The organism is Frankia sp. Hr75.2, assembly GCF_949319125.1.
Classification (GTDB): Bacteria; Actinomycetota; Actinomycetes; order Frankiales; family Frankiaceae; genus Parafrankia; species Parafrankia soli.
In genome coordinates this window covers 1-10163 of sequence record NZ_CASGGV010000054.1, presented here as the reverse complement: position 1 = coordinate 10163, position 10163 = coordinate 1, and the positions used below count along the sequence as shown (strand labels likewise).

The 10163-nt window shown below is 69.6% G+C and carries 10 protein-coding genes; 8 read left to right on the top strand and 2 right to left on the bottom strand.

What is annotated here, in order from left to right:
* Positions 1-62: 62 nt before the first annotated feature.
* Together AC559T_RS05755 and uraH are read left to right on the top strand one after the other, a co-directional pair.
* Entirely contained in the window at positions 63-1625 is a 1563-nt protein-coding gene (locus tag AC559T_RS05755; protein ID WP_112108454.1) for an allantoicase, read from the top strand.
* An 80-nt stretch (positions 1626-1705) separates the two neighbouring features.
* Complete coding sequence (gene uraH, locus AC559T_RS05750; RefSeq protein WP_112108455.1) at positions 1706-2032, top strand: hydroxyisourate hydrolase; 327 nt, start codon at positions 1706-1708, stop codon at positions 2030-2032.
* Positions 2033-2064: 32 nt separating this feature from the next.
* Here the strand turns inward: uraH and AC559T_RS05745 are convergent, their stop codons facing one another.
* On the bottom strand, positions 2065-3321 hold the full coding sequence (locus AC559T_RS05745; RefSeq protein ID WP_498868007.1) for a DUF6986 family protein: 1257 nt from the start codon (positions 3319-3321) through the stop codon (positions 2065-2067).
* A gap of 1433 nt (positions 3322-4754) precedes the next feature.
* Between AC559T_RS05745 and AC559T_RS05740 the strand changes: the two genes are divergently transcribed.
* Positions 4755-5576, top strand: a complete 822-nt coding sequence (locus AC559T_RS05740) for a DUF222 domain-containing protein (RefSeq protein ID WP_498868006.1) — start codon at positions 4755-4757, stop codon at positions 5574-5576.
* A gap of 143 nt (positions 5577-5719) precedes the next feature.
* Here the strand turns inward: AC559T_RS05740 and AC559T_RS05735 are convergent, their stop codons facing one another.
* A complete protein-coding gene (locus AC559T_RS05735) occupies positions 5720-5947 on the bottom strand; it encodes a helix-turn-helix transcriptional regulator (RefSeq protein ID WP_498868005.1) in 228 nt (75 codons plus the stop codon).
* Positions 5948-6173: 226 nt separating this feature from the next.
* Here AC559T_RS05735 and AC559T_RS05730 point away from each other — a divergent pair, with 226 nt between their 5' ends.
* The 5 genes from AC559T_RS05730 (at position 6174) to AC559T_RS05710 (ending at position 10082) form a co-directional block, all read left to right on the top strand.
* Positions 6174-6527, top strand: coding sequence for a hypothetical protein (locus AC559T_RS05730; RefSeq protein WP_498868004.1), 354 nt, complete (start codon positions 6174-6176; stop codon positions 6525-6527).
* Between the two features lie 305 nt (positions 6528-6832).
* The gene (locus AC559T_RS05725; protein WP_498868003.1) at positions 6833-6988 is read left to right on the top strand and encodes a hypothetical protein; all 156 of its coding nucleotides are present in this window, start codon (positions 6833-6835) and stop codon (positions 6986-6988) included.
* Between the two features lie 547 nt (positions 6989-7535).
* The gene (locus AC559T_RS05720; RefSeq protein ID WP_498868002.1) at positions 7536-7880 is read left to right on the top strand and encodes a hypothetical protein; all 345 of its coding nucleotides are present in this window, start codon (positions 7536-7538) and stop codon (positions 7878-7880) included.
* Positions 7867-8226, top strand: a complete 360-nt coding sequence (locus tag AC559T_RS05715; RefSeq protein ID WP_498868001.1) for a recombinase family protein — start codon at positions 7867-7869, stop codon at positions 8224-8226. The genes AC559T_RS05720 and AC559T_RS05715 overlap by 14 nt, the downstream gene beginning before the upstream one ends.
* 584 nt (positions 8227-8810) lie before the next feature.
* The gene (locus AC559T_RS05710; RefSeq protein ID WP_498868000.1) at positions 8811-10082 is read left to right on the top strand and encodes a pentapeptide repeat-containing protein; all 1272 of its coding nucleotides are present in this window, start codon (positions 8811-8813) and stop codon (positions 10080-10082) included.
* Positions 10083-10163: the final 81 nt, after the last annotated feature.

Genomic DNA, 10163 nt, shown 5'->3' with positions numbered 1-10163 from the left:
TCCAGCAAGGGACGCCGTTTCCTCCCCGGCCTGAAGGCCGGGGTATCCACGGCGAGATCCCGATGACCGACGCGCCCGACCTGACGAACCTCGTCGACCTCGCCGCCGCCCGGTTCGGCGGGTCCGTCGTCGCCGTCAATGACGAGTTCTTCGCGCTCGCCGAGCGCATGCTCCTGGCGGAGGCACCGATAGTCCGTCCGGGGGTGTTCACCGAGCGCGGCCAGTGGACCGACGGCTGGGAGACCCGCCGCCGCCGCGACCTGCCCGCGGCGGACTGGGCGATCGTCCGCCTCGGCGCCCCCGGCATCGTGCACGCGGTGACCGTGGACACGACCCATTTCACCGGCAACGCCCCGGAGTCGGTCGAGCTGCACGGCGCCACCCTTGCCGGCTACCCGTCCGCCGAGGAGGTCGCCGAGGACTCGGTCACCTGGATGCCCCTCGTCGCCCGCACGCCAGTCGCCGCGGACGCCGTCAACGTCCTGCCCGTGTCGGCGGAGGGCCGGCTCCGGATCAGTCACCTGCGGCTGACCATCCACCCGGACGGGGGAGTCGCCCGGCTGCGGGTGCACGGCGTCGTCGTGCCCGACCCGCGGCTGCTCGACCGGGTCACCTCCGACCTGGCCGCCGCCTACCTGGGCGGTGTCGTCGTCGCCGCCAGCGACATGCACTACGGCGACCGGCACAACCTGAACGCCTCCGGCGACGCCCGGGCGATGGGGGAGGGCTGGGAGACCCGCCGCCGCCGCGGGCCGGGGCACGACTGGGCGGTGGTGCGGCTGGCCACCGAGGGGACCGTGGTGCGGGCCGAGGTCGACACCCGCCACTTCCGCGGCAACGCGCCGCGCGCCGTCGCGCTGTGGGCGGCGAACGCACCCACGACCGGCGACGACGACCTGGCCACGGACGCCCTGTCGGCGATCACCGACTGGCGGCCGCTGCTGCCGCGCACCCGGGTCCAGCCGAACACCCGGCACCTGTTCGACCTGGAGGTGCCAGTCGAGGCCACGCACGTGCGGGTGGACGCGATCCCGGACGGCGGTCTCGCCCGGCTGCGGCTGGTCGGCGCGCCGACCGAGGCGGGACGCGAGTCGCTGGCCATGCGCTGGTTCGACTCCCTGACGCCCGCCGCGGCCCGTGAGGAGCTGCTGGCCTGCTGCGGTTCCGAGGACTGGGCGGACGCCGTCGCGGCCCTCCGGCCCTTCGGCACGCTCGCCACGCTGCTGCCCGCCGCCGAGCAGGAGTGGTGGAACCTGCCCGAAACCGCCTGGCTGGAGGCGTTCACCGCGCATCCCCGGATCGGGGAGCGCCCGGCACCCGCGCCGACGCCGCCGACGTCCTCGCGGGCCACCGTCGTCTCCCTCGACGCCCCCCGACGGGAGCAGGCCGCCCTGGACCAGGCGAGCGAGGATGTCCGCGCGGCCTTCGCCGAGGGGAACGCCGAGTACGAGGACCGCTTCGGGTTCATCTTTCTCGTTCGCGCGGCGGGGCGTGGCGCGCAGGAGATGCTGGAGCTGCTCCGGGAGAGGATGGCGAACGACCCCAGGACCGAGCTGCGGGTGGCGGCCGGCCAGCAGGCGGAGATCACCGCGCTGCGGCTGCGCCATCTGATCACCGGCGCCTGACACCTGGTTCCCGGGTCGTGGCGAAGCGACGAGTGGGTCGCCGGCGGGCACCCGGCGGCGAGCCGGGGAGGGCGACGCGAGTGAGCTTGTCGACCCATGTGCTGGACACCGCCTCTGGGAAGCCAGCCGCCGGCGTGCCGGTGCGCCTTGAACGGGCCGCGGTCACCCTCGACGGCGCGACCAAGGGCTGGCGCCCAGTCGCCCAGGCGGTGACCGATGACGACGGGCGCGTCGGCGACCTGCCCGCGGACCGCACCGGCGCCTGGCGCCTCGTGTTCGACACCACGGGGCATTCGGCCTTCTACCCCGAGGTGGCGATCGTCTTCGTCATCCGGGAGCCGGCCGACCACCATCACGTGCCCCTTCTACTCGCGCCGTACGGCTACTCCACCTACCGCGGCAGCTGACCCGCCCGGCCTGACCCGCCCGGTCCGGCAGGTCAGGCCGGGACCTGCGGAGGTCGGCCTCCGAGGCGGGCGACCGTCTCCTCGTCCAGACCGGCGGCCCGCAGCCGCGCGTCGTCGACCAGGCGGGCGTCCACCGCGCGCAGGACGTGCCCGGCGAGGGCACGCGCGGTCGCCGGCTCGTCGGCGACCGATCCCGACGTGCGGGCGGCTGCGTAGTCCGCCAGCCGCCGCAGGGCGTCGGGCAGTCCGGTGAGCAGGCAGCCCGCCACCGCCGCGTGCCGGCTGACGAGCTGGCCGGGATGCAGATCCCACCCCTGGTAAAGACCTCTCGACCAAGCCCGGCGGACCAGCCCGGCATGCCGGCGCCACGCGGAGCGCACGTCGGAGGCCCGGCCCACCGGCAGCACGTTGGACGAGCCGTCGGCCACGCGGATCCCGGTGCCCGCGGCGGCCAACTGCATCAGCGCCGTGGCGAGCTCGACCCCCGGATGATCGCTGGCCTGGTACTCGGCGGCGATCCCGAGTGCCGCGGAATAGTCGTAGGTGCCCACGTGTAGCCCGGTCAGACGTCCCGGCGCGGCACCGGCCAGCGCCGGCAGGCTCAGGACCGCGGCGGGCGTCTCGACCTGGATCTCCAGCGCGACCGGCGGGATGCCGAGCTGCCGTTCCAGCTCGGCGAGGACCTCGCTGAACACGATCACCTGTTCGGGCGCGCTCACCTTCGGCAGGGTCACGACGAGGCCGGGTGGCGGGCCGTCCTCACCACCATCACCGGCGAGGGTGGTGAGGAACAGATCGAGGCTGCGCAGCCCCCGGGCCCGCACGGCGGCGTCCAGCGACTTCGGGCGCAGCCCGTAGGAGGCTGGCAGCGCGCCGGCCGCCGCCGCGGTGCGCAGGGCCTGCGCCGCCTGCACGGCGTCGGCGTCCTCGACCTCGTCCGGGCGGGTCCCGTACCCGTCCTCGAGATCGACCCGCAGATCCTGGATCGGCTCGACGGTCAGCGCCTGCACGACGTGCGCGTACACGGCGGCGGCGATCGCCGGGTCGGAGTCACCCGCGGTCGCCGCGGCCAGGGCATCCGGATCCGGAGCATGGTGGCGCAGCGCCTCCCGGGCGGCTTCGCCCCACTCGAGAACGACGTCCGGGTGCAGCCGGTCGGCAGGCAGATAACAGGTGTGGACGGGCTGGCGGGTGCCCGGATCGCCGGGGAAGCGGGCGGTCAGATCGGCGTCGAGCGGGGCGAGGTCCGCGGTGAGCGCGGCAATGGCGTCGTCGGACAGCGTCGGCACGACTTCAGTGTCAGGCCAGCGACGGGGTGTCGTCCCCATCACGCGTGTCAGAGATGCCGAGCCGAGTCGTCCGCCGATTGCAGGCGGCCCGGCCCACCTGCTCTGGCTTGCAACTGCGTCGTGCCCAGTGGCTCCCGCCGCCAGCGCCGCCGCCGGCGCGTTTGGCACCGATCGGGGGATTCGGCGCACTGCACCGACGGCGGCTGTCTGTGTGGCGGCTCCGTGAACGGCCGATGGATCCCGGCCGGCCGACGGACCGCCGTGCAAGCGGTCATCATGCGTCTGAGCTGCAGCTTTCCGTTCAGGAGCGTACTGCGGAGGGGCCAGGTACCACCAACCGGCCCGGACACAGTCGACTGGTGCGAGTCGACGCTCCCCGACGATCGTGTCGAATCCGTCCGAGAACGTCGGTGGGGCGCTCTCGACGCGCAGCCCCCTCACCTCGCCGGCCCGATCGCCGTCTGTCAGCGCGCCGGAGCGACCGCGGAACGCGTGGGCGACGACGCCCTCCAGGCCGCCCGGACGAAGCGCGCCGAGGGCGTCCAGGTTCGTCAGGCTCGCCGTACACGGAGACCAAGCTGAATGAGTCATGATCCGGTTGCCCGCAATGGACTCCGTGCCGTCGCGGAACGGGGAGACCTCGGGATCGTCGGTCACCGTGGCCCGCGCCTTGAATCCGACGATCACGGTCCGGCCACCACGAGGAGCCTCGAGCAGTTGATCACTGGGACGCCCCTGTGGACGGCGTGGTCGGCGCGGCCGGGCCCCCACCTGTGCCTCCTGAGGCCCTCGCGGCGTTCGTGCTCGGGGGCACGCTCACGATCACGAGTCGAATGGGTGTGGGCCCGACTGCCCCCGGGACCCGCCACCGCGATCCGGTCGTAGACGCAGATCACATTGGCGGGACCGTTCTGGCTGCTAGCAGGGCCTACGACTCGGCTGCCGATCAACGCGGCTACGTGCATCATGATTCCTGGTTCTCTCTCATGAGCCTCTGGTGCACGTGGTGACAGTGGGCTTAGCTCAATATCGATATCAGTGCCATCTTTTGTTGAGTCATTCGCGTCCCAACCTTGACGGTGTGAGACCGATTCGCTAACGGTTTATGTCTATTTGGTGCACTCGTTGATAAGTGGTTAACGGTGTCGTGGTCGTGCGTCGACGCTCGGCTGCCGATGCTCGTGCGGCTGCAATCTCTTGTGTGTATCGATGGGACCGATCGTGGAAGGGGTGAGTCGGCTGTTCCGTGTCGCGGTCACTTTACCTCTTCTCGTGCTTGATGTGTCGAGGAGTGTGAGTGCCTGGGTGAATGTGAACTTAGTGTGGTCTCGTCTGGTTCGCGCTTGTCGGGGTGGCGCACACACCTTTATGGTCGAACGTGTGTTCGATTCGATTGTGGGATGGGTGTCTGCGCCATGAATACCGCGCGGAGTGTGAAGGTTGACGACAGCGGTTCCGGCCCGGTCGACTCCTCGGAGCAGGAGGGGGTGTTCGAGGGGCGGGTGCGTGTGCTGCTGGGTCAGATCGGTGCGGCGGTCCGGTCGATAGCGGCGAGCCACGCGGACCTGCTGGCGCTGTTGGCGCAGTTCGCGGACCTACGGCCCCCGGCGGCCGGTCGGGAGGTTCTGTTTGACGAGTTCGCTCCGGAGGATGTCGCGGCGGTGCTGGGGCTGTCCCCGCAGGCCGCGGCGAGCCAGATGCTGTTCGCGTGCACGGTGGCGCGCCGGCTACCCCACGCGGTGGAGGCGTTGAAGGCCGGGGTGCTGGATCTGCAGCGGCTGCGCTCGTTGGAGAACGCGGTCCGCCCGCTCAACGACCCGCTCGTCGCGCAGGTCGAAGCACGCGTGCTGGCCGGCGGCGCCCGACCCACCCGCGGAGCGTTCACCGACGCGTGCCGCCGTGCCGTACACCGGCTGGACCCGGCCGGCGCGGCCGAACGCGCGCGGGCGCGGAAAAAGGAACGGCGGGTGTGGGTGTCACCGGGCGAGGACGGGACGAGTTGCCTGTCCGCGGTGCTGCCCGCCGACGAGGCGACCGCCTGCTACCAGCGGGTCGATCAGATCACCCAGGGGATCGCCGCGCACCGGACGGCCGAGGACACCCGCAGCCGTGACCAGATCCGCGCGGACGTCCTCGTCGACCTCCTGTGCGGGCGGACCGAACACGCGGTGCCACTGCCGTGCGAGGTGCAGGTCGTGGTCCCGGTGACGGTCCTGCTGGGCCTGGCGGAGGATCCCGGGGAGATCCCCGGCTAGTGGAGGCTGACCAAACTGCACATATGATGTACATCACGTGCTTGGTGGCACTTGGGTACGCAAATAGAACATCGATGTGACGTCCGACCTGCATAGATGCACTCGCTTGCTGTTGCAAGCGGGTTTTTTCGTGTTTGCGGGGTCTAGCTGTCGGTGTTGGGTTGGCGTGCGTTGAGGCTGCGTCCGCGTCCGGGTCTGCTTGCCATCCATGCGTTGTAGGTCGACAGGCGCCACCTGGGGCGATCGGGCGTGGGCTCTTCGTCGGGCGGGGGCATGCGTCCCTCAGCCCGGTAGCGACGCAAGGTGCTCGGCTGGACTCCGGCTAGTTCGGCTAGCTGGCTGTAGCTGAGCAACGGGTCGTCGTCGGTCACGCCGTGATCGTACGATCCTCCAAAATGATGGAGCGCTGCGTTGTATCATTGAGGTAGGCGGTCCTGGCGGGGTGGTGGCACACCCACACCAGGACCTTGATCACAACCTGCGTAAACAGGAGAGTGACCCGTGCCCAGTATTCCGCCTGGTTCTGGTGGTTGGCGTAACCCGTATGAGGGGCGTCCGTTCGTCGCTGTAGAGCCGCGTCCGGATGGCCGTTATGAGGTGACGATCGCGGCGGGTGCGATGCTGCGGGACCTCGTCGACGTAACCGCGACCTTGCCGCGGGTCATCTACACCGATCATCGGCCGGTTGTGCCGGGTGGGACTGACGTGAGGTTGATCTTCCGGTCGATGCACGGCGACTCGTCGATGTCCAGCGGCGGCTGGGTGCCTCCGTCCGGGTCGTGGGGGTCCGGCGCGTGGACGTCGTACCAGGACGCGCTGCACACGCTCTTGAATGCGACGCCACAGGGCCCGACCGGTGAGCGGCTCTTCTCGGAGTTGCTCCGGCTCGACCCTCGGTCGGTGGTGGCGCTGGCGGACATGGTCCGTGTTCGGCGTCCGGTGCGCGCGTAGCTGCGGACGGTCCTGCTGGCGGCCGGCATCTTTCACGGGATGCCGGCCGTTGCCGTTGGTCGCCTAGCCGGCCTCGGGCCCTGGCCGTGGTGGCGTCGCCGTGGTCTTTCGGAATGCCACGGCGGCAACCGAGATTGGCGCACGGCGCGTCGTTCCCGTGTTGTACGGTTCTGCGTGGCGTTACTGAATCGTCCGGCTCCGTGCTGTCCGCTCCGGTCAGACACAGCTACTGGCGAAGGTCCCAACCGTGGGAGCTGGGCCTAGGGCTGCGCTGGTCGCGTCCACTGGACACGACTGGAGGCGTCATGAGTCAGGACATGCCGAATGAGGAGGGCCTGCTACGTCACGTGAGCATCGTGCTCGCGATGTCGGGGCTAGCCTTCCGACTGATGGGCCACGAGGGTGCGGCGGCAACCGCAGAATCCCTCGTGGTCACCATCGGTGTGGTGCGCAGTCGCTAAGGGTAACATCTGTGCATCACGGGCAACGAAACAGTGGTGGGGGAAGCTTTCGGGCGTTCACGCGCTCGGGGGCTTCCCCTGCTCACTAAGTGTTGACAGTTTCAACTCTCAACGAACGATAGCGAACGATAGCCTTCGGTTCCAGGATGTTCCATGATCTTTTCTGGGGCATGCCCCGATCCGGTGGCAGGGGGACCGAACGACGGGCCAGTGCCGCGCGTCGTGGGGCTCCGGCTCGGAGCTTGCGTTGCAGGCCGAACGGGCGGCCGGCGTGGCCATCACTCGGAGACGTGAGCGGGGCAGGCTGGTCTGCCAGATGGCTTCGCTAACCCGCAGTGGCCCTGACGGGAGTGAAGATCGTCGGCGCGGCGCGAGAGCGGACTCGATCAGGGGTCCAGCTCGGCGGTGTTCTACACGCTGCCATGATCGATCGCCGTTCACTGCGTACAGCAAAGTTGCGATAATTGATCTGTAAGGCAAAGCGGCCCGGACGGTGCGGGAACACCGGCCGGGCCTGTCCGAACCCTGCTGAGACAGGAGATCGAACGTGACCATTCTACGTACTGACATCGTGATCGATCCGGCTGATACCGACCGTCCGCGAGCGTCCGTGGTGGGCGACAGGCCGCGCGTGGCCGTGACGATGCGGGGTCTGACGATTCAGGTCGTCGATCACGACAGGGTGCAGGCGGAAGAGTTCCTGATGGCCTTGGGGCAGGCGTGCATGGAGGCGGCGTCGCTGTTCTCCCCTGCGCGGTCGGCTGAGGATGAGGAGTGGGCGGCGGACGTGGTGAGTCGCCCGGTGCCGACCGCGGCGCAGTTGGTGGCTCGACTGCGTACAGCAAAGTTGGCGGCTCGGTTGCGCGCGGCCGTCTCCGATGGGCGGCAGTGAGGTGCGGGCGCTGAGCTTCACGCGGCACCTGGGCGGCGGCGATGACCCTGGCCAGCGGGCGGTGTTCGTGGCGGCGTGTGGCGCGCGGGGCTGGGAGGCGGGCTGCTCGATCCGTCAGAACGGCTCGGGCATGCGGGGGCTGATGACAGCGGTCCGCCTGGTCGTCACGGGACGGTATGACGTGCTCGTGGTCGATACCCTCGACCGGCTTGCCGGGACGAACGCGGGCCTGACGGCGGTGCTGCGGCTGCTGCGGCGTAGCGGGGTGCGGCTCCTGGTCGCGTGCGATGGCACGGACACGGCGGATCCGGTCCACGCGGCGGTTATCGACTCGCTGATTGGCTGAATGGTGCCTCGGGGCGGCGGCGGTTCTTCCTGGCCGGTGTCGTCCCGAGGCGGTTCGTGTCGCGCGGGGGGCTTGGTTTTGGCTTGTCGGCCAACCATTTTTCCCCCGGCCCGCTTCGGTGCCGCTTCTAACGGGCTGGTGGCCAGGTCAAGGGTCGCCCGAAGGGTGATCGCCGTGGCGACGCGCGTAGCGCGCCCTTGACCTGGTTGCCGGCCCGTAAGATCATCCGGCACCCCGGGAAGGGGGATAGCGACGTGAGGGGGCGGAGCTACTTGGGATGAGCGGCGGGTCTGCCTCTTTGTGGGCTGGGATCTGAGAGGTAGCGACGCTCCGACGCGCCGAACGGGCGGCCGGTCCGACGGGCCGATGGGGTGCCGACCGGAGGGAGGCGGGGCCCCGTCGTGCGCGGCGGGTCGGTCGGGGTCCTGTTCGGTGTGGCGCGTGCGGCGCCACTGCAACGTGATACAGGTCACTTGCCGCCCCGAAGGGGCGGCCTTGAACCCGTACAGAAGATTTGCGATGGCTAGTTGAGTGGGAGTTGTTCTGTCTTGGTAGATCCTTGTCAGGCGCGTCCCATCTGATGGTTGACGGCGGTCCCGTCCGACATTGCCATGGTCTGCGGACCGATGTCCGATGCGATGGCGTACAACCTCGCTATGACGGAAGACGCGGGGAAAGGTCGGTGGCGGATCCTGCGGTGGCTGACCATCGGGATCTGGCGGGGGGTGCGTTGGGTGGGCGGGCACCACGTTGCCCGCCTGGTCGTGCTCGCGGTAGTCGGCATCGGTGGGCTGGCGTTTGCGGTGTGGCTGGTGCCGCCGACGCTGTATCCAGCCCCCAGGGACCCAGGACAGCCGGTGCCGAGTCAGCCGCGGGCGACGTTGCAGGCCGGGTTACTCGCGGTCGCCGCCGCGTCGATCGCGCTGGCTGGTGTGCTGGCGAGCCTGGCCGAAACCCGAAAGGCCAACGAGCTTACTCGGCAACGCGACGCGCGGGCCCATGAGCGAGAGCTCAACGAGCAGCGCTCCGCGCGCTACAGCGCCGCGATCACCCAGCTTGGATCCACTGCGATCGAGATTCGCCTCGGCGGGATCTATGCCCTTGAGCATGTTGCCAGGGACGCTCCCGTTGACTACCAGTCGACCGTCGTCGAGGTCCTCTCCGCGTTTGTCCGCGAGCGCTCCCGCCTCCCGACACCGGACCCGGCAGGGACACCACATCAGCCCGCCCCCGCCGTGCCCCGCCAGCCCTCGACCGATGTGCAGACGGCGCTGACCGTCCTCGGACGCCTGCCTGTCCGCGAGAATGTCCCCCGTGCGGATCTTTCCGGTGCTGATCTGACTGGCGCCCGACTGATCAAGGCGAATCTCGCCGGAGCTGTGCTGTTCGGGGTGAATCTGACCAAAGCGGCGTTAATCGAGGCGAACCTGAGCGGCGCCGAACTGCTCCGCGCAAATCTGACCGACGCCGGATTACTCCGCGTGAATCTGGCCCGCGCCATGCTTCATCAGGCGAATCTAACCCGTGCCTCGCTGTACCAGGCGGACCTTACCGATGCTCTGCTGGGCGGGTTGCTGGGGGCGGCGGACCTCACCGATGCCTCACTAATCCAGGCGAACCTCACCCGCGCTCAACTGGTCCAGGTGAACCTGAGCGGCGCCAAGCTGAATAGGGCGATCCTCATCGGTGCCTCGCTGCTCGCTGCTGACCTTACGGGTACCTATCTGGACGGGGTCGATCTCACCGACGTCGAAGGTCTGGAGCAAGAGCAGGTGGACGCGGCACGCGGAAACGGGGGGACCCGGCTGCCCACTGACCTGACGCGGCCGCCGTCGTGGCCGCCAGCGCGCAGCTGACCAGTTGCGCATGATAGCCCGCCGCCCTATATCCATCAACGTCTCCTCGGCCGACCGTGAACCATGACCTGGGACGAGGAC